Origin of the sequence: Flavobacterium sp. ABG (assembly GCF_001027725.1) — a bacterium.
Taxonomy (GTDB): domain Bacteria; phylum Bacteroidota; class Bacteroidia; order Flavobacteriales; family Flavobacteriaceae; genus Flavobacterium; species Flavobacterium cupriresistens.
In genome coordinates this window covers 45,326-67,358 of sequence record NZ_LEKS01000016.1, presented here as the reverse complement: position 1 = coordinate 67,358, position 22,033 = coordinate 45,326, and the positions used below count along the sequence as shown (strand labels likewise).

The 22,033-nt window shown below is 33.8% G+C and carries 19 protein-coding genes and 1 tRNA gene; 10 read left to right on the top strand and 10 right to left on the bottom strand.

The window, feature by feature from the left end; translation table 11 throughout:
* Positions 1-7: 7 nt before the first annotated feature.
* The 7 genes from AB674_RS15935 (at position 8) to AB674_RS15905 (ending at position 8,768) form a co-directional block, all read left to right on the top strand.
* Positions 8-1,462 carry an LptF/LptG family permease gene (locus tag AB674_RS15935; protein ID WP_047778203.1) on the top strand — a complete coding sequence of 485 codons (1,455 nt, stop codon included), beginning with the start codon at positions 8-10 and terminating at the stop codon, positions 1,460-1,462.
* A gap of 2 nt (positions 1,463-1,464) precedes the next feature.
* On the top strand, positions 1,465-2,598 hold the full coding sequence (gene ribB / locus AB674_RS15930) for a 3,4-dihydroxy-2-butanone-4-phosphate synthase (protein WP_047778201.1): 1,134 nt from the start codon (positions 1,465-1,467) through the stop codon (positions 2,596-2,598).
* A gap of 1 nt (position 2,599) precedes the next feature.
* A complete protein-coding gene (locus AB674_RS15925) occupies positions 2,600-2,998 on the top strand; it encodes an acyl-CoA thioesterase (RefSeq protein WP_047778199.1) in 399 nt (132 codons plus the stop codon).
* 151 nt (positions 2,999-3,149) lie between these two features.
* Positions 3,150-3,234: transfer RNA gene (locus AB674_RS15920), tRNA-Ser, on the top strand.
* Positions 3,235-3,439: 205 nt separating this feature from the next.
* Positions 3,440-5,281 carry a site-specific DNA-methyltransferase gene (locus tag AB674_RS15915; protein WP_165579387.1) on the top strand — a complete coding sequence of 614 codons (1,842 nt, stop codon included), beginning with the start codon at positions 3,440-3,442 and terminating at the stop codon, positions 5,279-5,281.
* Positions 5,278-6,072, top strand: coding sequence for a hypothetical protein (locus tag AB674_RS15910; RefSeq protein ID WP_047778196.1), 795 nt, complete (start codon positions 5,278-5,280; stop codon positions 6,070-6,072). The genes AB674_RS15915 and AB674_RS15910 overlap by 4 nt, the downstream gene beginning before the upstream one ends.
* The gene (locus AB674_RS15905; protein ID WP_047778194.1) at positions 6,069-8,768 is read left to right on the top strand and encodes a DEAD/DEAH box helicase family protein; all 2,700 of its coding nucleotides are present in this window, start codon (positions 6,069-6,071) and stop codon (positions 8,766-8,768) included. The genes AB674_RS15910 and AB674_RS15905 overlap by 4 nt, the downstream gene beginning before the upstream one ends.
* 12 nt (positions 8,769-8,780) lie before the next feature.
* On the opposite strand, the gene AB674_RS15900 is transcribed toward AB674_RS15905, so the two are convergent.
* Positions 8,781-9,839 carry a protein rep gene (locus AB674_RS15900; protein WP_047778193.1) on the bottom strand — a complete coding sequence of 353 codons (1,059 nt, stop codon included), beginning with the start codon at positions 9,837-9,839 and terminating at the stop codon, positions 8,781-8,783.
* 325 nt (positions 9,840-10,164) lie between these two features.
* On the opposite strand from AB674_RS15900, the gene AB674_RS15895 reads away from it, so the two are divergent.
* Entirely contained in the window at positions 10,165-10,569 is a 405-nt protein-coding gene (locus AB674_RS15895; protein WP_047778191.1) for a helix-turn-helix transcriptional regulator, read from the top strand.
* A gap of 444 nt (positions 10,570-11,013) precedes the next feature.
* On the opposite strand, the gene AB674_RS15890 is transcribed toward AB674_RS15895, so the two are convergent.
* The 7 genes from AB674_RS15890 to AB674_RS15860 all read right to left on the bottom strand — a co-directional run bounded on the left by AB674_RS15890 (position 11,014) and on the right by AB674_RS15860 (position 16,363).
* Positions 11,014-11,934 carry a restriction endonuclease gene (locus tag AB674_RS15890; RefSeq protein ID WP_047778189.1) on the bottom strand — a complete coding sequence of 307 codons (921 nt, stop codon included), beginning with the start codon at positions 11,932-11,934 and terminating at the stop codon, positions 11,014-11,016.
* Between the two features lie 135 nt (positions 11,935-12,069).
* Positions 12,070-12,996 (bottom strand): HipA domain-containing protein, encoded by a 927-nt coding sequence (locus tag AB674_RS15885; RefSeq protein ID WP_316931892.1) that lies wholly within the window; start codon positions 12,994-12,996, stop codon positions 12,070-12,072.
* On the bottom strand, positions 12,986-13,300 hold the full coding sequence (locus AB674_RS15880; RefSeq protein WP_047778186.1) for a HipA N-terminal domain-containing protein: 315 nt from the start codon (positions 13,298-13,300) through the stop codon (positions 12,986-12,988). Before AB674_RS15880 ends, AB674_RS15885 begins: the two co-directional genes overlap by 11 nt.
* A 3-nt stretch (positions 13,301-13,303) precedes the next feature.
* Complete coding sequence (locus tag AB674_RS15875; RefSeq protein ID WP_047778184.1) at positions 13,304-13,513, bottom strand: helix-turn-helix domain-containing protein; 210 nt, start codon at positions 13,511-13,513, stop codon at positions 13,304-13,306.
* 290 nt (positions 13,514-13,803) lie between these two features.
* Entirely contained in the window at positions 13,804-14,820 is a 1,017-nt protein-coding gene (locus AB674_RS15870) for a hypothetical protein (protein ID WP_131701554.1), read from the bottom strand.
* Positions 14,821-14,848: 28 nt separating this feature from the next.
* Positions 14,849-15,580, bottom strand: a complete 732-nt coding sequence (locus tag AB674_RS15865; RefSeq protein WP_047778181.1) for a hypothetical protein — start codon at positions 15,578-15,580, stop codon at positions 14,849-14,851.
* Between the two features lie 15 nt (positions 15,581-15,595).
* On the bottom strand, positions 15,596-16,363 hold the full coding sequence (locus AB674_RS15860) for an HmuY family protein (protein ID WP_047778175.1): 768 nt from the start codon (positions 16,361-16,363) through the stop codon (positions 15,596-15,598).
* 360 nt (positions 16,364-16,723) lie between these two features.
* On the opposite strand from AB674_RS15860, the gene AB674_RS21970 reads away from it, so the two are divergent.
* On the top strand, positions 16,724-17,665 hold the full coding sequence (locus AB674_RS21970) for a helix-turn-helix domain-containing protein (RefSeq protein WP_053004306.1): 942 nt from the start codon (positions 16,724-16,726) through the stop codon (positions 17,663-17,665).
* A 737-nt stretch (positions 17,666-18,402) separates the two neighbouring features.
* On the opposite strand, the gene AB674_RS15845 is transcribed toward AB674_RS21970, so the two are convergent.
* Together AB674_RS15845 and AB674_RS15840 are read right to left on the bottom strand one after the other, a co-directional pair.
* A complete protein-coding gene (locus AB674_RS15845; RefSeq protein WP_047778172.1) occupies positions 18,403-19,272 on the bottom strand; it encodes a RimK family alpha-L-glutamate ligase in 870 nt (289 codons plus the stop codon).
* A gap of 36 nt (positions 19,273-19,308) precedes the next feature.
* Positions 19,309-20,184: a DMT family transporter gene (locus tag AB674_RS15840; protein ID WP_047778170.1), complete on the bottom strand. Its 876-nt coding sequence runs from the start codon at positions 20,182-20,184 to the stop codon at positions 19,309-19,311.
* A gap of 107 nt (positions 20,185-20,291) precedes the next feature.
* Between AB674_RS15840 and AB674_RS15835 the strand changes: the two genes are divergently transcribed.
* Positions 20,292-21,704 (top strand): PLP-dependent aminotransferase family protein, encoded by a 1,413-nt coding sequence (locus tag AB674_RS15835; protein ID WP_047778169.1) that lies wholly within the window; start codon positions 20,292-20,294, stop codon positions 21,702-21,704.
* Positions 21,705-22,033 lie beyond the last annotated feature (329 nt).

The following is a 22,033-nucleotide window of genomic DNA, read 5'->3' as shown; positions in this document are numbered from 1 at the left end:
TACAAGGTTGAAAATTTTAGACAAATACTTACTAAAAACATTCTTAGTTACATTTACTACGGTATTTGTAATTCTTTTTTTCATATTCATTCTCCAAACGGTTTGGCTCTTTATTTCGGAACTTGCCGGTAAAGACTTGGACTTGATATTGGTTGTGAAATTCCTTCTTTTCTCGATGCCCCGAATAATACCATTGGTTTTACCGCTATCGGTTTTATTGGCATCTATTATGACTTTTGGTAACCTGGCAGAGAATTACGAGTTTGCTGCTATGAAATCCTCAGGGATATCCTTACAAAGAGCCATGCGGGTTTTGATAATTTTCATCTGTTTCCTAAGTATTATTGCGTTTTGGTTCGCCAATAGTGTGATCCCGTATGCGGAATATAAATTTGTCAATTTCCGAAAAAACATCGCTCAGGCCAAACCGGCCATGGCAATTGCCGAAGGTCAGTTTAACGATGTTGGAACGTACAATATTAAAGTAAATAAAAAATCCGGTGAAAATGGCAACATCTTGACCGGAGTTACTATTCACGAAAAAACCAATAATTATGGTGAGAACAAAACTGTAATTAAAGCAAAAGACGGTGAACTAATCAGTAACGAAAAATCAAGTATATTAAAACTGGTCTTAAATGACGGGTATTATTATCAGGATGTAACGCCAAAAGATTACGAAGACCGTGCAAAATTACCTTTCATTAAGGGAAAATTCAAAAAGCAAATTATCAATATAGACTTATCCGAACTGAATAAAACGGATGACGATCAGGAAAACGTCGGAAGTACCTACGGCATGCTGAACGTTAACGAATTAAGCTATACTTTAGACTCCCTGAACAAGAATCTAAACAATGAAATCATCTCTTTTTCGGAAAATATCAATCAAAGGGTGGGGATCAAAACTTCACCTAAACCGCTAAAAACGGAGAAAAAGAAAAAACCATTACCGAACAATCTTTTGTCTTTATACACCAATAAAGAGAAATCAGACATTCTAAAAATGGCTGCCAGTAATGTGACGAGTAATATTTACGCTATCGACTCGACTCAGAAAGATTTAAAAGACAAACAAAGAGATATCAACAAACACATGACTGCTTTATATGAAAAGTTTGTCATTGCTTTTGCCTGCTTCTTAATGTTTTTTATTGGCGCTCCTTTAGGTGCCATTATCCGAAAAGGTGGACTTGGTCTGCCAATTGTATTTGCCGTTTTGATTTTTATCACCTTTCACTTTATCAACACCTTTGGAAAAAGACTGTCTCAAGAAGGCGGAATGACTCCGTTTGTTGGTTCATGGATGTCATCATTCATCTTATTGCCGTTGGCCGTACTGCTTACCTACCGTGCGACAAACGACAATGGATTAATCAATTTTGACGCAATTACAACTCCTATTTCACAACTATTTCAAAAAATTTCTGAACGATTTTTCCCTGTTCAAAATAAACAATAACTATGTCAACAACTAAAATACAATTGAATACCATTGAAGAAGCTATAGAAGATATTCGTCAAGGTAAAGTAATCATTGTAGTCGATGATGAAGATCGTGAGAACGAAGGTGATTTTTTGGCTGCAGCCGAAAAAGTAACTCCGGAAATGATCAATTTTATGGCAACTCACGGACGTGGATTAATTTGTACGCCTCTTACGGAAAGCCGTTGCAAAGAACTTGATTTACGCGCCATGGTTAGCAACAATACCGATCATATGGAAACAGCTTTTACGGTTTCTGTCGATTTAAAAGGAAATGGCGTTACCACAGGAATTTCTGCGGCCGACCGATCTAAAACCGTTCAGGCTTTGGTTGACCCTAACACAAAACCACACGAACTTGCGCGCCCTGGACATATTTTTCCATTAGTAGCCAAACAAGGTGGTGTTTTAAGAAGAACCGGACATACGGAAGCTGCAATTGACTTTGCAAGACTTGCGGGTTTTAAATCTGCCGGTGTTATCTGCGAAATCTTAAACGAGGACGGAACAATGGCCCGTTTACCTCAACTAATAAAAGTGGCTAAAAAATTCGATTTGAAATTAGTTTCGATTGAAGATTTAGTCGCCTACAGAATGCAACACGACAGTCTGATCGTTAAAAAAGAAGATTTTGACATTGAGACTCGCTTCGGAACTTTTAGATTAAGAGCTTACGAACAGACCACAAACAAACAAATTCATATTGCTTTAACCAAAGGAACCTGGAATCTTGGAGAAACGATTCTGACCAGAATAAATTCTTCACAAGTAAACAATGACTTACTTGGTACGCTGACTAACAATGCGGAACAACAGTTAGACGATATGTTTAAAGTGATCAATGAAAACGAAAAAGGTGCGGTTATCTTTATCAATCAGGATATGCAGGCCGTAAATTTATTGAACAGAATTCAAGAGCTTAAAACACTACAGGCTGAAGGAACAATGAAAGCGCCAAAAGTAATTATCGACAGTAAAGATTACGGAATTGGAGCTCAAATTCTTCATGATATTGACATTTCTAAAATTAGATTGGTATCGAATACCGAACAAACCAAACGTGTCGGAATGATCGGCTATGGTCTTGAAATCACTGAATACGTAAGCTATTAATATGGGAACATTAGAAGAAAGAATTGCAAAATCGGAAACTCATATTTTTAAAGCCGTTTTTCCTAGTACAACGAATCATTATGATACTTTATTTGGGGGTACTGCCCTACAGCTCATGGATGAAGTTTCATTTATTTGTGCCACTCGTTTCAGCCGAAAAAAAGTAGTAACGATCTCTACAGGCCAAATTGACTTCAAAAAAGCAATCCCGGCCGGAACTTTAATCGAATTGGTTGCTAAAGTAATTAGTGTTGGAACAACAAGTTGTAAAATTCACGTGGATATTTTCATGGAGCAAATGTATTCAGAACTCCGCGAAAGTGTTGTTTCAGGAACATTTTCGTTTGTTGCGGTTGATGAAAACAAGAAACCGGTAGCTATTTTAGACCACCTGGCATAAAAAAAGCAAAAATTATCTTTTCGTAAATACTGATACTTAAACACTTAAAATAACAGCAAAAAAAAGTTCAAAAAAAGTGCTTCAAAAGTTTTTATAATCGAAAAAGCGCACTATATTTGCACTCGCAATCAGCTAATGAAAGCGACATACTGGAGAAATGGCAGAGCGGTCGAATGCGGCAGTCTTGAAAACTGTTGACTGTAACAGGTCCGGGGGTTCGAATCCCTCTTTCTCCGCAAAAACAATTAAAAAGCTCCGTTATTCGGGGCTTTTGTTTTTTAGTTGACAATGTAGTTGACAATTCCTCTCTTTTTACATATCAAAAATTATCCTATTAATCTTATTCATTATTATATCTTAATATCTTAATATATAAATATCATATATGAATTAGTATATTTGAATCAAACTAAACCAATCTAAATTATGGACGGCAAATCCTTGAATCTTGTTGATTATAAAATTATCCAACTAAAGAATATATTCCCTGAGATATTCTCTGAAGACAAAATTGATTTGCAGCGTTTAAAACAAATTTTAGATGATGATGCTTTCTCTGAAGGTGAACATTACGAACTTTCTTGGGCTGGAAAAATTCAGGCACGAAAAGAAATTCAACGTCAAACAACTTCAACTCTCAAACCAGTCAAGGACGAAAGCATTGATTTTGATTCTCATCAAAATATTTTAATCGAAGGTGAAAATTTAGACGTATTGCGATTACTTCAAAAATCATATTTCGGCAAGGTTAAAATGATTTATATAGACCCGCCATATAATACCGGAAGTGATAGCTTTGTTTATCCTGACGATTATACAGAAACAAGAGAGGAATATCAAAAAAGAACAGGAGCTAAAGATTTAGAAGGCTTTTTGAATAAGCAAAATTCTTGGAATAAAAATATCAAAGAGAACGGACAATTTCATTCGGTTTGGCTCTCAATGATGTACCCACGTCTTTATTTAAGCCGAAACCTTCTAAGAGAAGATGGTGTTATTTTTATTTCAATCGATGAAAATGAGGCTGCAAATCTGAAATTGCTATGTGATGAAGTTTTTGGAAGTGAAAACTTTAGAAATACTTTGGCAATTAGACGATATGACAAAAACCTTAATACACAATTTATTGAAAACGGATTAAAGACCTTCAATGTTGGCTACGAATATATTTTTTGTTATGCTAAATCAGATGAGTTTTCATTCAACCCTATATTAAAAGAAGGTAATGAAGACAGAATGAATTTTGGATATTGGAAAGGTTTTTGGAATGATGCTGACAGACCGACAATGAGATTTGACATTTTAGGTTTTACACCTGAAGGTGGACAATGGAAATGGAGTAAAGAAAAAGCAAATGAGGCTGTTGATAATTACAGCGAATATCAAAATAAATATTCTTCCGAAATGTCATTGGAAGACTATTGGATTAAAACAGATAAAAAGAAGTCATTTATAAGAAGAAATCTAAATGGGCAAGGAAGAAACAAGGGTGTAGAACATTGGATTGCTCCTTCAAATGGAGCTTTGAGGAACACAAATTGGACGGACTTATTTGCTTCAAAAAGCGAAAAACTAATTGAAGGATTTTTTGATTTTCCAAAAAACGTGGATGTCATAAAAAACTTGATAGTTGGGAGCTGTGATGACGATGACTTGATATTAGATTTCTTCTCAGGAAGCGGGACAACCGCTCAAGCTGTTTTAGAATTGAATGAAACTTTTGGTGGTGAACGCAGATTTATTTGTGTGCAAATGCCTGAGTTATTGGATGAGAAAAGTAATGCTTATAAGGCAGGGCATAAAACAATTGCTGATATTACTAAATTGAGAATATCTAAGGTTATAAAAAAGCTAAAAAAAGTTCGACAAGAGAAGCTTTCTTTTGAAGCAAATCAAAAACTTTCCTTTTCATTTTACAAATTATCTGATAGTAACTTTAAAATTTGGCAATCTGATTTAGAAGGGAAAAATGCAATTTTAGAACAACTAACTGTATTTCAGCAATCCGAAAAAGGTGAAAGTGAGCATGAAAATATGTTGACCGAACTTTTACTCAAAACAGGATTAGGTCTTAATGCGAAATATTCAAAAGAAGGGCATTTTTTTAAGACAGAAAATATTTGGATATGTTTTGAGCCTTTTGAAAAAGGAATGAAAGAAGAAATCATTTCTGCTAACATCCAAAAGGCAATTTTCCTTAATTCATGTTTTACAGAAGATAAGCAACTCTCTAATTTTCAATTACAACTAAAGGAACATAAAATAAAACTGATTTTGATATGAAGTTAGAAAGAACCATTATTGAATGTAAAGATTATGATAGAGCAACTAAAAGGAAAACACCCTTTCACATTGCAAAATATACGTTTAATTATCAAAGTGATGCAGCAGATAAAGCTCTATTAGATAAAATTATTGCTGAAGGAACTGTTTTAGCGAACAAAGTCAATCCTGGAGCTGCAAATAACGGAAGTCAAAAAAGGGAATATGAGAAAATTCTAAATAATTGCATAGCAGGTATTCTATCAGAATATCTTTGGAAACATTTTTTAAATTCAAAAAGCGATACACCAGTTGTAAGGGAAACGAAATATGAAGGAGCAAGTACGCAAATAGATTTAGAAGTTATTGCAAATAACAAAAAAATTGAAGTAAGATCATCTTTCCCTCGAAACGGGATTGTTTTTTCACTATGTAGCAGCACTGACGAATTTGATGTAATAGGTATGTATTCAAATAGTTATAAACCGGCTGAAATTCAAAAAAACTATTATGTCCGAGCATTATTCCATTTAGCATTAGAAAGATACTGGCAAAAAGATGCAAATACAAGGATTCCAATTGTTGAGAAGCTTTTGGTAAAAATGAAAACTGATGGTTTTGAAGCATTTTTAACAGGCGGCGCTACTTGGGAAATGATGATTAATGATAACATTGGAAAAGCTAAGAATTTTATCCCTCATGACGAAAAAAGTATTGGTAGGCTTAATACTGCAACGTCTTATAGAGTTGTGCCATTTAGCAAGGCTTTAGATACTAAAAAAATTTTTGACATGATAACCTCTGAAAAATGAAAATACAATTTGATAGCACACAAGATTATCAGTCAAAAGCCGTAAATTCTATAATTAATATTTTTGAAGGTCAACCGTTAGCAAAAAGTGATTTTGAGTTTTCATTTGCTATGGAAGGAGCGAGTTTGGCTTTTACTGAAAAAGGAGTTGCAAATAATTTACTTTTAGAAAAAAACCAGATTTTACAAAATGTTCAGAAGATTCAAATTGAAAATGATATAGAAGAATCTGAAGGGTTAATCGAATCCCTCTCAGATGATCAAAAAACATTATTCAATCCTCTCAATTTTACTATTGAGATGGAAACAGGCACTGGTAAGACTTATACATTTTTGAAAACTATTTATGAACTTAACAATGTATATAATTTCAAGAAATTTGTTATTGTTGTTCCCAGTGTTGCAATTAGAGAAGGTACTTTAAAAAACCTACAAATTACTCACGACCACTTCCAAAGCATATATGATAATCCACCGATTAACTTTATTATGTATGAAAGGAATAATTTGACTGGATTAAGAAATTTTGCTACTTCAAATGCACTTCAAATATTGGTAATTAACATTGATAGCTTCACAAAAGACAACAATGTAATTAATACTCTAAGAGAAACTGGTGTGAAGCCGATTGAATATATTCAATATACTAATCCAATAGTAATAATTGATGAACCACAAAATTTTGAAACGGATATTAGAAGACAAGCAATTGGAAACCTCAACCCTATGTGTACCTTGCGTTACAGTGCAACGCATAAAAATCTTTACAATTTAGTATATTCTCTTAATCCTGTTCAAGCTTATGATTTAGGATTAGTCAAACAAATCGAAGTTGATGGTATAACAAGCGATAACAGCTATAATTCAGCTTTTATACATTATAAGGGAGTACAGTTAGGAAAAAAGAATTTAAAAGCCAAATTAAGCATTTATGTAAATGAAAATGGAGGTATAAAACAAAAAGAAATAAGTGTAAATATTGGCGAAGACCTTTTCGATTTATCTAATAAAAGAGAAACCTACAAAGACGGCTTTATTTTAAATAGTATAAATGCTTCTGAAGGCTATATAGAGTTTTCAAATGGCTTACTTTTAAAAGAAGGTGAAACTCAAGGCGGCTTAAATGATGAGGTAATGAAATTTCAAATTGAAAGAACTGTTAAATGGCATTTTGAAAAAGTCAAGAAGTTTAAACATTTAAAATTAAAAGTTCTTTCTTTATTTTTTATTGACAAGGTAGTTAATTATAGAGAATATGATATTGATGGAAACACCTCGAATGGAAAGTTTGCAATATGGTTTGAAGAAGCCTTCAATAAATATCAAAAACTTAACCCTGAAATTATTCCTTTTTCATGTAATGAAGTTCATAACGGTTATTTCTCAAGTGACAAAACTGGTAAAGGGAAAGACAAAAAAGAAATTTGGATAGATAGCAAAGAAAAAAACACTCAAAAAGACGATGGCACTTATTCGTTAATTATGAGGGAAAAGGAAAGGCTATTGAGTATAGATGAACCTTTACAATTTATTTTCTCTCATAGTGCATTAAGAGAAGGTTGGGACAATCCGAATGTCTTTCAAATATGTACGCTTAATGAAAGTAAATCGGAGCTTAAAAAAAGGCAAGAAATAGGTCGTGGTTTACGTTTGCCTGTCGATAATGACGGACAACGAATCCATGACAAAACAATAAATATTCTGACTGTAATCGCAAACGAAACTTATGAAGATTTCTCAAAAGCATTGCAAAATGAGATACAGGAAGAAACAAGTATAGAATTTAAAGACCGTATTAAAAATACGAGAGATAAAGTGCAAATTCAATTGAATAAAGAATTGACGATTGAAAACTATCCTTTATTGTTTGAGATTTGGGAGCGCATATCTCAAAAAACTCGTTATTCTGTTGACTATAATACAAATGAATTAATTAGGCTTTCTGTTGAAAAAATACAAAAAATGCCAGTTACAAAGCGTCCTATTTTAGAAAGCAAAACTGCCCATTTGAATTATTCTACTGATGGCATTGAAAGTAAATTAACTGACATAAGTGTAAAAAGAACTGAAGAATTACGCTATCAAATTCCTGATGTTTATGGATATATTCAAAGTAAAGTTGATATTACAAGAAAAACGATTTATGAAATTCTTACTCAATCTGATAGATATGCGGAGTTAGAAATAAATCCTCAAATGTATTTGGATAATATTTTGAATTGCATACAACAAACTTTAAATACACTGCTTGTTGAGGGGATTAAGTATGAAGAAATTAACGGACAAAAATATGAAATGACTTTATTCAAGTTTGAAGAAATTGAAACCTACCTCTCTAACCTTTTCAAAGCTTCTCAAACTAATAAAACAGTCTTTGATTATGTAGCTGTGGACAGCAATATTGAAAGTGATTTTGCGAGAGATTGTGAAGCTGATGAAAATGTCAAGTTCTTCTTTAAGCTTCCTAAAAAATTTAAAATACCAACTCCAATAGGCAATTATGTTCCAGATTGGGCAATTGTTTTTGACAACGATAATAGAATCTATTTTGTAGCCGAAACTAAAGGTACGCTGAATAAACAATTATTAAGGGATGTTGAAAAAATGAAAATTGAATGTGGTGAAAAACATTTTGCTTTGTTTTCTAAATCAAACGTTGAATATAAATTAGCCGTTACTACACAAGACTTACATTAGCTCTACTGAGATTTATAGGTCTATACAACTACTTAAAATAGCTGCAAGTTGAGGTTTTGGTTTATATCCGGTCAAAACCTTATCTGAAGCTGTATTTTGCCAATCAAAAAGATGCGGATTAAATTCATATTCTTCATAGCTAAAAACTTGTTGAGGTTCTTTGATTATGACTTTTTCTTTTTTCTCTGCATTGAATCCAAACCGTTCAAAAATGCGGATTCCTTTCATAGCTGACAGGATGTTATCCAAAGCGGAAATATAGATTTGGTAAGAAGCATTTATTCCTTTTTTCTTCATATCTGGCTCAGTAAAAATTTTGCTACCGTATTTTATAATCTCTATCAATCCGGTTTCAGCGTTGAATATTTCCCTCATATCCTGCGCCTGTCTTTGTGCAAATTTTGGTGTCCACAGTTTCAGCCAATCCTTAATCAATATTTCAGCCATTTCCTTATTGGCAACTATGATGTGTAAATGGGGGTTATAAGTCTTTTTTACCGGATTGAAATTACACTCCAGTGATTTAACGCCAATTAGCTTGATTCCTTTTCCTCTTTGATAATTCTTTTTGTGTCTTTCCTTTATCATTTGGAATCCCTGCATAACTTTTTTGACTATTACTCTTAATCTTCCTGCCGAACAGGCTTTGACAGTCAATGTGACAAAATACGGTTCTTCCCATTGCTCAATAATCGGATAATATCTATTTATGATTTCAGCTTTCCTTATACTGCAACAAAGTGTACAAAATCTGTTTTTACAGTAGTTGCCATACAAACGTCCTTCAACACTTGTAACCCGATTTTGGCAATAGTAGGTATTCCAATATGCCTTTTGCTTTTCATTATCACCTTTTTCTTTTGCGACATCCATAAGGTTTAACATCATATTTTGGGTGATAAATTTGCGCTTTGCCCTTCCTTTCAAAACCTCATCATTGCTGAGGTCAGAGCCATTTCCTGAAATAAAAACCGGTCTTTGTCCCGCTTTATTTGTCCCGTTTTCTCCTAATGTATTAAAACCTTCAACTTTTGTTGAAGGTTTTTTTTGTGGCTTTTGTTTTCTTTTCAATCTATACAGAATCCGAAGTACCGGATCAATACGAAAACCTGTGGACTAGCAAAAATTAAGCATATAAAAGCTGTGTAGAAACAAAAATCTCGCAAAGTCACAAAGCCGCGAAGTAAAAAAACAAACAACAAAAACTTGGCGCCCCTGCGAGAAATATTTTTCAGATTCAAAGAAGTACCGTTCTTTAGTGTGGATAATCTATTCGAAAAACGGATATAATATCTGACAAAACAGATGTTTTACAGGATATTTTTTTATCTTTGAAACTCATACTTTTTAATAGAAATGGCTTTATCTTTGAGCCTTTAGAAAATTGATCTTTACTATGGAACAGAAAATACATCAGGGAAGAAACGTAAAACGCTTCAGAGAAATGCTTGGCATCAAACAGGAAGCATTAGCTTTTGATCTGGGAAATGACTGGAACCAAAAGAAAATCTCGATGCTGGAGCAAAAAGATATAATTGAAGAGGAAATCCTTAATCAAATCTCTAATTCTCTAAAAATTCCCGTGGAAGCTTTTCAGAATTTTGATGAGGAACAGGCGGTGAACTTAATTTCGTGTAATTTCTCAGATAATGCAATGTTCAATAACAGAATTGAAGTTTTTAATAACAATCCGATTGAGGAGATTAAAAAACTTCATGAAGAGAAAATTTCCTTGTTTGAGCGCATGTTGAAAGAGAAAGATGAAATGATGCAAAGACTTGAAAAACTAATCAATAAGTAATATTGAAATAGTTCTTATTTAGAGAATTTATTAAAATATAAATAAGCATTTTTAAAACAAGCCCCAGCTCTACTAAGTTTGCTAGCAAATGTCTCTGACTTTGCGCTTTTTCTAAATGATCTTAAAAGCATAAAACTCTAAAAGTCTCTTACTTTAAATTGATTTAGTAAAGATTTTTTTCGGGAATATATTTTAAATCTAAATTAGTTTATTTCTGTATCTTCAACAAGTTAATAAAAAAAGTCAGCAGACTTTTAGAAGGTTTACAATTTATTAGCACATAAAAAAATTGCGCAAAGTCTGAGACATTTGCCATCTTTTCAGTAGAACTCTTAAGGGAACCGGGAATTACAATCAATACCAACTGTTCGGAAATTCCGAATTGTTCAACAAGAAGGTACAAGATTTCTGTATCTTCAACAAGTTAATGAAAAAAAACATAAGCTATTGATCCTGCATTGAATCCCAAAAATCAGAATCCATTTTTTTAATCTCGATTGTTTGCTCTACTTGCATACCTAACCCATAGTTATAGATATGACTTGCCAGATTTTTTCCATCGATTAATACAACCGTTGTATTGCCATACAAGTTTTCCACATACTCAATGGCTCCTTTTGAGAAATAGGATGTCGTAATAAAAACGCCTTTATTAGATTGTGCAACTGCCAAGGCGCCAACAAATTTTTGTATTTCTTCTCTTCCAATTACGGTATCTAACTTATATCTTTTGGCTTGAATATTTATTCTCCCAAATCCTAATATATCTTCTTTAATGATACCATCAATTCCGCCATCATTAGACCGCTGAGTCACGATTCCTGAATTTTTCACCTCACCACCATAACCCATTTTTTGAAGTAACTGTACAACTAATTTCTCAAAAGCTGTTGGAGTTTTACTTAAAATAGTTGTTAATATCTCATCATAAATTGAATTACGAATATTAGAAAAAGAAGCGTATAATTTTTCCTGAGGGGTTGATCCGTCATTAAGCTCAACTAATGCTACTTTAGGATTTTTGTTCTCCTTTTTTGTTTTATCTCTTTTCGCTACTTCACTGTCAACAAATTCATTAATTTTTTCCGGAGTCTGCATCATAGCAATCCCTTTAGTACTAATTTTATATATCCCCCTTGCAGGTTTATCCAATAGACCTGCCATATTCATATAACTCAAGGCCCAGGAAATTCGATCATAAAAAATATGCCCATTTCCTGACGGATACATTTCATTTACTTCTTCTTCAGTAAGCGAAAATTCAATTGCAAGTGGCTCAATGAAATCTTTAAGTTTCATAGATCTTCCATCTAACAATAATTTTAAAGCAGAAATTCTTATTTCGTCGAATTTTGGTATTGACATTATATTTTTTTTGATGATGGTAGTATGATGATAAACAATGAATCACCATATAATTGGCTTTTTTCAGAGCTAATATAAGAAAGAATACAAATTAAAACACAACAAAAAAAGGAAGAAATTCAATAATCTTAACTTCTAAAACCTCCCCTCCCGCTCTTTGATCAACATAAAATACTTCTCCTTCATCTCTTCAGACAAAAAAGAAATCTCAATCAACCCATTCCATTTTTCAACACTATCAAACATCTTCTTTAGTGTCTGATCGATAACTTTGTTACTTAATTCTAACCTCTCTTTTCCAAAATAATCAATAAAATCACCCGCTTTAAAATTACTTTTTTTCCCTTTTAGCGCTAATGCCATTTCTTCCTGAGGATTTTTAATAGCAATTGAAGAATTCAGAAAATCATAGGCGGGAGTTAAGGTCGTTTTCCCTGCTTTTGTAATCAAAGAAAAGTTTTTGAGATGCATGTCTTCGTTACCTGTGATAAAACAGAATAGTATTCTCTTAAAAAATTCTGCTTTTTCAATTGAAGGGAAAGTACAGAAATCATCTATCACTTTTACAATCTTCTCCATTGTAAAATTATATTTGGTATCTCTTGAACTTCCTGTTAACTGTGCGAAATCTTCCGTTGCATATTTTCTTCCTTTACCATAGCGGTCAAATCTCTTTATAAAATACGATTTTGAATTGTCTTTTGAATATATCAGCCCGTGAAGCGGAACTTCAATTCCGAATACTTTTGCCATGCGCATGGTCAGGTCTTCATTTTCGGGTAATTCCGGAAATATATCACTTTGAGGTTTTATTATGAAATTACCATACTGATCTACAATTTCAAACTGTTGGTTTTTAACCGATACTACTGCGCTCAATTTAGGTTGAACACCCTGAATAGATAATTTAGCTGCTCTATTGACCGCTTCCTGGCGCTGTTCTGAAGCAGAAAAAGGCAGATTTTGCAGTGCTGCCAATTTAGGAGCTAATAATTTCAATCCTTCGATGCTGTATAAATCATCCCCGCACGGTTTATAAGTAATTGGACATCTATTCATCATCTGCCGTTTTTACAGTTACTGCTCCCACCAAATCATTTCCTGTAGCCATAAGTTGTGAAAAGTAATCTTTACTATCTATCTTATTTATTTTTAAAAGTCCTTCCAGCATTATACCTTCCGGGAGCAGTCCTTCAAAAAATGGAGGAAAGTCCAGAAAAGAATATTTTTTGTGGTTAACAGGCATAGTAAGTGACACGGGGTCTAAAGAATAATCATCATCATAGGTAAATACATATCTTCCGCTTTCTTCCTCCATAAGCTCACCTGCCCTTACGCCATGAACATAAACTACCGCTTTTCTCATCTATTACTTTTTTAAGGGACTTATAAATTGAACCTCGATATTCAAAACATTCAGAACCGCCTGCAGACTGTTCCATCTTACAGATTCTTTATTCTTTTCGATATCAAATACAGTAGTTTTACCTACACCTGCTAAATCTGCTAATTGCAGCTGCGTAAGCCCTGCAGCTTTGCGATGCTCTTTAATAACTAGACCCAGATCAAAATCACTCATAATTACTGTTTAAGCAGTAAATTTAATCATTTTTAACTATCTACGGCCCAAAAATCACTTTATTAATCCATTTTTACCGCCTTAGCAGTAAAAAACCATAAATACGAAGTAAAATCAAAGCTACCTCAGCAAAACAGCCATAAATTACCGCTAAAACAGTAAATATTACGATCACATTCCAGAAGATTATTCAGTTCTTCCAGTATTACAATTTTCAGAAACAAATCAAAACAAAACCCCTTACCATTTTTCACAACAGTAAGGGATTCTAATTTATCAATCTAACAATTTTACTTAAAATACACACCAACCAGATTGCCGGCGTTATCTCTAAGGTAAACTGAAATTCTAACGTTTTTTTCGCCTCTGTAGTCAATGTAGGCTCTTTGATACAATTTGTTAGCATCAACCCAATCCGATTTTTCAAATTGGATGCTGTTGCTGTTTACAACCGTAAGTTCAGAAGAGTCAGATCCTTGACTGGTTGGAGTTCTCCAGGTAAAGAAAATTTGTGAGGCTCCTCCGAATGCTTCAAAATTCTCTCCTTTTAGCTCGTGCTTTTCATTACTGTTAAGAACAATACATCTTACGCCTTCGATTTCTGAAATCATACTTTCCGGTATGGTTATATATGGTAGTTTTAAATCTTTTACATTAAAATATACCTTTTTGGTCGTAACCGAACGGTTTCCATAAACTACTTTTAATTTGTAGCTCCCTGCCGGCATATCTTCTTTTTTAGGCATTACTATTTTTAGCCTGTCAGCGTAACCGTTGTCGTTTAACACTTGGGCTTCATCGATACTTAAAGGGTACTCTTTCGAACCATCTTCGGCAACTAGAGAAACTTTATTTTCGTTTTTGTTTTTAGAAAAACCTTCACCAAAAATCGTATAGTCATGTCTAAAACTTGCTTCTATCGGAGTTTCTACACCTTCTACATTAATTATTGGCTGGAGATAGTTAATTTTTAAGGTGTAGGTTTTCTCAGAACCGTCTTCCGCTTTTACTTTATAGGTTGTTACTTTAACCGGGTCGATTTCTGCTCCGGACAACGGCAGCACTGATGCTTTCTCTGACAGTACAATAGATGGTTTTAATGTCGCAGGAAGTTGTGCATTGTAAGGCCAATTTAATTCAATTGTTGCGCCCTCAATCTTACCGTAAATCTGTTTTCCTTCATGTTCTACTTTAAACTCATTTATATTATTGTATGGTAGCCCATCAGAATTTTCATCATTGGAACAAGAACTCAAAACCATCATTAGAATTAAGCTAATGGTTTGTATTTTAAAAAATAGTTTCATTGTATATACTTTATTATTAAATTCTTAATTATTTTTCTCCTTGCATTTTGATTAACTTAACCGGTCTTTTTAGCAAAACTGATCTGGAGTAATTCTCCACTCGCACCTGATATTCTCCTACAGCCATATTCTCAGGGAAATAAGCATTTATACCCGTTTTGCTGGTGGATATCTTTTTTAACTCTGTCTCTTTTCCTGTCGCATCTATAAAAAACACTTTTGTTATTTCGATTCCGTTTACTCTTTTTATGATTTGATCAGAGGCAATTCGGATGCTATTTTCTATTACTGTAGGTCCGTCTCCCCAATCTAAAGTTGCAGTTCTTGGATATTCTTTAACCTTCGCGCCTTCGTTGTACAATTCTTTTACCACAATATCCGGTTGATAGGTTACAATCTCTAAGGTGTATTTTTTTAATTCTCCTTTTTCATTTTTTAAGGTGTAAACAAGCGCTTCTTTTTTGTTTAATAAATAATCACTTACGTCTTGTATCAATTTATTTTCGGGTCTATCAACTAACGTATATCCTGTCGCCAATTGAATATCAAGTTCAATCGCAGTAGCTCCTAAATAATACGGCAGAGTTAAAACGATCTTTTTATCGACTTCGCTTACTACAGCAGTTATTTGTTCAGGGGTATTTATTACTTTAAAAGAGGCAATACTTTTTTGATAAGACTCCGCTGGTATGGTGTCCTCGTCGCTGGAGCATGATAATAAAAGGGTTCCTAATGCAAGTAAAAGTGCAAACTTTTTCATATTCAATTATTTTATTTATTTGGTGAATTTTTTTGTTCCGTTTTTCTGAATGGTATATTTAAAACTGATATGCCCCGGCTTATGGCTACGGTTCGGATCCTCAGGATTGTTTTTATAGATGCTTTGTATACTTAGTTTTACGTAATTTCCTTTATTGGTTTTTATCACAATAATTCTTGGAAGTGCATAGATAACATGCTCCTTATCACGACCTGCGTTCGGAAACAACCCACCTCCCATGTCGTAAAAGCACCAGCCTTCTTGTCCTCCCATAAACAGGTTCAATCCGATTTCAGACATTGCTGTCATTTCTTTTTCGGCTGGTATTTCTGTTAATTCCTCCAACGCCTTGTCAAATAAACTTCTTTCCGGTGCACGTTTGGGCATCATTTCAATTGGATCAAAATAGTCTGCTTCGATCTTAGCGCTTTTGTACAAGAATATTTGTGATGTACCAGCTCCCTGATAGCCTGAGGATTTCTTATCCAGCTTGTTGTTTGCTTTTATAGAGGTATTAAAAGCTCCCGACAATTCTATATCCCATTGTGACGTTTGAACTAAAGCTTTGTCAACAACCTTATTTTCATCGAGATTATAATATATAGGATCTGCAATATCGGTGTAAGAATCAGATCCGGAATTACTTAACAGATTGGTTACCGTATAGGTTTCTACTTGCCCTTTTGGTGTTTCTATTATTTTTTCTTCTGTTTCATCATTAGAGCACGAACCCAGAATCAGCGCTTGGGCAATAATTAATTTTAAAAAAACTTTACGTATCATTACTTTATTTTTATTTAATCTAATTAATAATTGCAAAGTTATCACCTATAAATATTTAAAAAAGAACGTGTTTATTAAAAAAAAAGACGCGAAATAACACCATCCTGAAATCATTAAATTATCTCGATCGAAACGCAATTGAATAAAAAAAGCAGCCGGATACAGCTACTCACGTTTAATTTAGAAGATTATTTTGGCGCTATCAAAAATTAAAAAGTTAAATAATTGTGATACTAGCAAGACTACCTCTATTATGCCTAAGCTTTCTCAATTCGATATTTATTTTTATTCATTCTAAATAAAAACAATAACTTTGTGCTCTAGAATGGGAATAGATTTTAAATAAATAGCTAAAAAGAAATGGTCTCTAATCAGAAAACTATCTCACTAGTACAAGAATTAAACAATAAAATAGGGATTGATCTGAAACAATCTAAATTACAGTCGATAAACACAACATCATCGTCTGTAAATCCATCTTATGGATGTGGGAAAATGTACACTTTTGAAACCAATGGCATTTTTCTGCACATTATAGATATTAAATTAAACAAATGTGTAGATATCGAATTCAACTGTAGTATGAATTCTCTTTTAGCCACCTATATTGTAAATGGTTACTGTTTGTTTAGGTTTAAAAACAATAAAACAGAAACGTTGTACAGACCTTTTATGCAATATCTTCAAATGACAAATGATTCTAATGCAATTGCTAAATTTGGAAAAGAAGAGTCTATTTATATTGTACAAATCGTCTTTTCGGAAGAATATATGAAAAAGTACAATCCTGTTTTCTTATACAATAATGCACAAACTATATTTAATAATACGATCCCTCAAGAAATTATAAGGTCGATTATAGAATTAGGAACAATCACCAAAAAAAAGCTGTGTTTCCATCTGTACATTGAATCAAAGTGCATTTCTTTATTGTCGAGTTTAATTGAAAGTTTTACAAGAGATGAATCGACCACACAAAACCAAAACCTCTATCTAAAATATGTCTATGATATTAAAAAATACATCGACAAAAACTTACATCTCAATCATACTTTAGACGAACTAAACAAAAGCACCGGAATTAGTAATTTCATTTTAAACAAAGAATTTTCAAGATTTACGGGAAAATCAGTAGCGAAATACATCAAATCAAAAAAAATGATTCTGGCCAAAGATCTTGTCACTAAAACTTCTTTGCCGGTTTATGAAATCGCAGATCGGATTGGGTATAAAAATGCTACTCATTTTTCCAATGCCTTTAAAAAACATTTTAAGACTTGCCCTAAAGATTATCAGGACTAATTTGTTCACGTTGCTAATTCTCTTATCCCTCAAAATCAAACGGATTTCAGCTTATTTTCTGAATTACGATAATGTGAATATTTTTCAATATTAAAAGGTTCATTTTGAATAGCCTTCTGCTTTGGCACAATGTGATTAAGTTAAGATGTTTTTTTACGCGGATTGTGCGGATTTTACTGATTCCGCGGATTTTTTTTTATTTCAATCCGCTAAAATCTGTTTTAGACTTTTTTTGATAGTCCTTAACTTAGTGATATGTTTTCACGAAGATTCTGCAGATTCTGCGGATTCTGCAGATTTTTTTTATTTCAATCTGCTAAAATCTGCGAAATCTGCGTGAGGCTTTTTTTTGATAATCCTTAACTTAATGATATGTTTTCACGCAGATTCTGCGGATTCTGCGGATTCTGCGGATTTTTTTTATTTCAATCCGCTAAAATCTGCGAAATCTGCGTGAGACTTTTTTCGACAATCCTTAACTTACTCATAGTGGGCTAAAATCAAATACTATCTGACTCAAAAAGAATAGTTAACCCATAACTTGAGTTAACTATTCAACTATAAAAAGGAGTAATTGTTGTCCAGAAACTAAACTATTGAGCCGTTAATTTATGGTGTATCAAGATTAGCTCTGTCGCATCTACCCAGCTAAAAAGCTTAAATCAAAGATTCAAAAGGAATGAGGTTAACTTGCAGCTGCGACAGCGCTTTATTCTTTATGCTCTAAGAACCGGTTTTCATGAAATCAAAGCAATCAAAGCTTGATAATAATTTTCTAATAGTTTTTCATCTGCATTAAGAAACAGATAAGGTTCTATTAACTCTATTTCCATTAATTCGAAATTATTATTTCTTATAACTCCGTCCACTCTTGCGTAGAGTACATGCTGCGGGAGGCTATTCACATATGCTGCTGCTTGTTCTATATGTACTGCATTAGGTATTGGATAACTGATGTTACCACCATGATAATGTTGAACTCTAAAATCTCCCTTTTTAGGTGTTTTTAGTGAAGAATGACTGTATTTACCATTAAAAAAAAGGAATGACCATTCTCCATTTTTGATTTCATCAACAAACGGTTGTACGATATAATCTTGTTCTTTCAAGAGTTCATTAATTTCAAATAACCTCTCATCATAGTTTTTTTGATCTACTATTAGCGTATTTTGTGCTCCTGCACTTACACAAGGTTTTACAACTAATTTATCGGTATTAAACAGACTAAAAAAATGATCATTGAATACATGTCCCTTTTCTATATATTCGGCAGGAATTACTGGAAGTCCTTTCTTAGCTATATCCTTAAGATAACCTTTATGACTGTTCCATTTGATAATTTCTACCGGATTAAGCACTTTTACATTTAATTTGGTAATTTCATCCAACCAATTTAAAAATTCAGACAAATGGTTATGATAGTCCCAAGGTGATTTAATAACCGCCACATCAAAACCGGTCCAATCAACATTTTCATCATTCCATATGGCTGGTACCACATTCAATCCCTTTTTTACTAAGAAATCAATTAATTCCGCATCCTCGTCATTAGTGACCCCTTGAGCAAATTTTTCTTGTTTTTTGTACCCTACTATTGCAATTTTCATATTCCTGTTTATTTATTTAAAAAAATGTTTCTACTTTTATTTTACAAATTTCTTGGTGCCTGCAACACACAAGATTACCCCCAACGTAACTCCCAGCATACTCATGCTTACTTTTTCGTTAAGCAATGAAGCGGCCAATGTCAGACCCAAAAAAGGTTGTAATAACTGCAATTGCCCTACCGTCGCGGTACCTCCCTGAGCCAAACCGCGATACCAAAAAACGAAGCCAACAAACATACTAAATACCGATACGTAGCCCAGACTTAACCAGGCACTCCCGCTAATCCCCGCATACGATGGCGGTACATAAAAAAACAGTAACGGCACCATAACAGGCAATGAAAGTAGTAATGCCCAAGATATTACCTGCCATCCCCCTAGTGCTTTTGTGAGTTTAGCTCCCTCTGCATACCCCAATGCACAAAGAATAATAGCGGCAACCATAAGCAAATCACCTAAAAGAGAAGTTGTAAGTCCTTGAGCTGCTGCATAACCTACAACAAGCAAACTGCCCATGATGGAGAAAAGCCAGAATATAGGCAGTGGACGTTCACCGCCACGAATAATACCAAAAACAGCTGTTGCAATAGGCAGTAGCCCTATAAAAACCAATGAATGCGCTGAAGTAATATGTTGTAACGCCAATGCAGCCAATAAAGGAAACCCTACCACAACGCCAACGGCGATAATAGCCAGAGGTAAAATCTGTTTCTTCGTTGGTATTTTTGCCTTAAAAAATAACAAAACAACAAGAGCCAATATTCCCGCAATTGTAGCTCTCGCAGTTGTTAAGAATATTGGATTAAATTCCAAAACCGCTATTCTTGTTGCCGGTAACGACCCGCTAAACAATACTACACCGATGAAACCATTAAACCATCCTTGCGATTTATTATATTTTATTTTTTGCATCCGTTTTTCTTTTGTTTTGTACTATTGTGAAGCAAAGTTCGACAAACAGCAACAATAAAAACAGTCACAGTTTTTGATATATCAATAGACACAGTTAGATTTGCATTATGAAAGAAGATTTTTTATATAGCCGAATCGCTCAAAATATTGCCAACAAAATTAAGACCGGAGTTTTGAAGGCCGGTGAGAAATTACCGTCGGTAAGAATACTGAGTAAAGAACATGGAATAAGTATTAATACTTCTAAAAAAGTTTTTATTGAATTAGAATCTCAGTCGCTAATACAGTCGAAACCGCAGTCGGGCTATTTTGTAAGTCCGTTACATTATTTAAAATTACCATTGCCTGAAACAAGTAAACCTAGTCTTGTTGCTGATAACAGAGAGCCTAATGAACTTATTGATCGTGTTTACTCGAATATGGGTAACCATGAATTAACTCTTTTTTCAATCGGCGTACCTTCTGGCAATCTTCTTCCTTTAGCAAAATTGAAAAAAGAAATTGTACTTGCAACAAGGTCATTAAAAGATGGCGGAACCGAATATGAATCTTTGCTGGGCAATCTAAAACTGAGAAGAATGATTGCTGTCCGCTCACTGGCTTGGGGCGGAGCATTAAAAGAAACCGATTTAATAACCACCAACGGCTGTATGAATTCGATAGCTTTATGTCTGATGGCATTGACTAAACCCGGTGACACCATCGCATTGGAAAGTCCTTGTTACCCTGGCATATTGCAGCTTGCGGTGAGTATGGGTTTGAAAGTATTAGAGGTTGCAACACATCCTGTTTCGGGAATAGATATTGATGCATTTGAACAGTTATTACCTGAAATAAACATTTGCTTGCTAGTTCCAAATTTCAATACTCCTTTGGGGTATTGTATGTCTGATGAGAACAAAAAAAGAATCGTAACCCTTCTTGAAAAATATAACATTCCGCTTATTGAAGACGATACTTACGGTGACCTTTATTTTGGTACTGAAAGGCCTAAATGTTGCAAATCTTTTGATACAACCGGTAATGTTTTATGGTGTAGTTCTGTTTCTAAAACCCTGGCACCCGGTTATCGTGCCGGTTGGGTTGCACCGGGTAAATACAAAGACCAAATAATAAAATTAAAACTTATACACTCCATATCCTCCTCCGCTATAATCCACGAAGCGGTTGGGAATTTTTTAATGACAGGCAGACATGATAATCATCTTCGTCGTTTGCGAAAGACTTTACAGCAAAATTATCAACATTATGCGCTTGCCATCGCTGAATATTTTCCCTTAGGGACAAAGATAAGCAGGCCACAAGGCGGTCTTACCTTATGGATTGAGTTTCCCCAAGAAATTGACACTACAAAACTTTATAATCATGCCTTAAATAATAAAATAAGTATTGCACCGGGAAGGATGTTTTCTTTACAAAATCAATTTCAAAATTGTATGCGCCTTTGTATGGGGTTGCCGTGGACTGAAGATTTGAAATTAAAATTAAAACAACTTGGAAATTTAGCCAAAATGATATAAGCTACTGCATTGCAGCTACCAACAACGGAACCTGATTCTAAATAAAAAACAACGAGCTATTTTATGATCAAATTCAAAAGTTGTGGATAAAAAAATCTCGCAAAGACGCAGAGACACAAAGTTAAAAAATCAGAATAAAAACTTGGCGACCCTGCGTCTTTGCGAGAAATAACACTTTGAAAATCGACAACAAAACAAACCTCAAGAGCTGTTAAATCTAATAACAGAGCAGATTTACACAAATTACTCCTCGACTTTTGAAACTGATTCCAATTTTAGAAACAGATACAAAAAAAAGGCTGTTTCAAATTAATGAAACAGCCTTTTAT

Excerpts from the sequence above, each read along its gene's own strand:
- ribB (WP_047778201.1), top strand. The coding sequence starts at position 1,465 with ATGTCAACAACTAAAATACAATTGAATACCATTGAAGAAGCTATAGAA.
- AB674_RS15925 (WP_047778199.1), top strand. The coding sequence starts at position 2,600 with ATGGGAACATTAGAAGAAAGAATTGCAAAATCGGAAACTCATATTTTT.
- AB674_RS15910 (WP_047778196.1), top strand. The coding sequence starts at position 5,278 with ATGAAGTTAGAAAGAACCATTATTGAATGTAAAGATTATGATAGAGCA.
- AB674_RS15905 (WP_047778194.1), top strand. The coding sequence starts at position 6,069 with ATGAAAATACAATTTGATAGCACACAAGATTATCAGTCAAAAGCCGTA.
- AB674_RS15895 (WP_047778191.1), top strand. The coding sequence starts at position 10,165 with ATGGAACAGAAAATACATCAGGGAAGAAACGTAAAACGCTTCAGAGAA.
- AB674_RS15890 (WP_047778189.1), bottom strand. The coding sequence starts at position 11,934 with ATGTCAATACCAAAATTCGACGAAATAAGAATTTCTGCTTTAAAATTA.
- AB674_RS15885 (WP_316931892.1), bottom strand. The coding sequence starts at position 12,996 with ATGATGAATAGATGTCCAATTACTTATAAACCGTGCGGGGATGATTTA.
- AB674_RS15880 (WP_047778186.1), bottom strand. The coding sequence starts at position 13,300 with ATGAGAAAAGCGGTAGTTTATGTTCATGGCGTAAGGGCAGGTGAGCTT.
- AB674_RS15875 (WP_047778184.1), bottom strand. The coding sequence starts at position 13,513 with ATGAGTGATTTTGATCTGGGTCTAGTTATTAAAGAGCATCGCAAAGCT.
- AB674_RS15870 (WP_131701554.1), bottom strand. The coding sequence starts at position 14,820 with ATGAAACTATTTTTTAAAATACAAACCATTAGCTTAATTCTAATGATG.
- AB674_RS15865 (WP_047778181.1), bottom strand. The coding sequence starts at position 15,580 with ATGAAAAAGTTTGCACTTTTACTTGCATTAGGAACCCTTTTATTATCA.
- AB674_RS15860 (WP_047778175.1), bottom strand. The coding sequence starts at position 16,363 with ATGATACGTAAAGTTTTTTTAAAATTAATTATTGCCCAAGCGCTGATT.
- AB674_RS21970 (WP_053004306.1), top strand. The coding sequence starts at position 16,724 with ATGGTCTCTAATCAGAAAACTATCTCACTAGTACAAGAATTAAACAAT.
- AB674_RS15845 (WP_047778172.1), bottom strand. The coding sequence starts at position 19,272 with ATGAAAATTGCAATAGTAGGGTACAAAAAACAAGAAAAATTTGCTCAA.
- AB674_RS15840 (WP_047778170.1), bottom strand. The coding sequence starts at position 20,184 with ATGCAAAAAATAAAATATAATAAATCGCAAGGATGGTTTAATGGTTTC.
- AB674_RS15835 (WP_047778169.1), top strand. The coding sequence starts at position 20,292 with ATGAAAGAAGATTTTTTATATAGCCGAATCGCTCAAAATATTGCCAAC.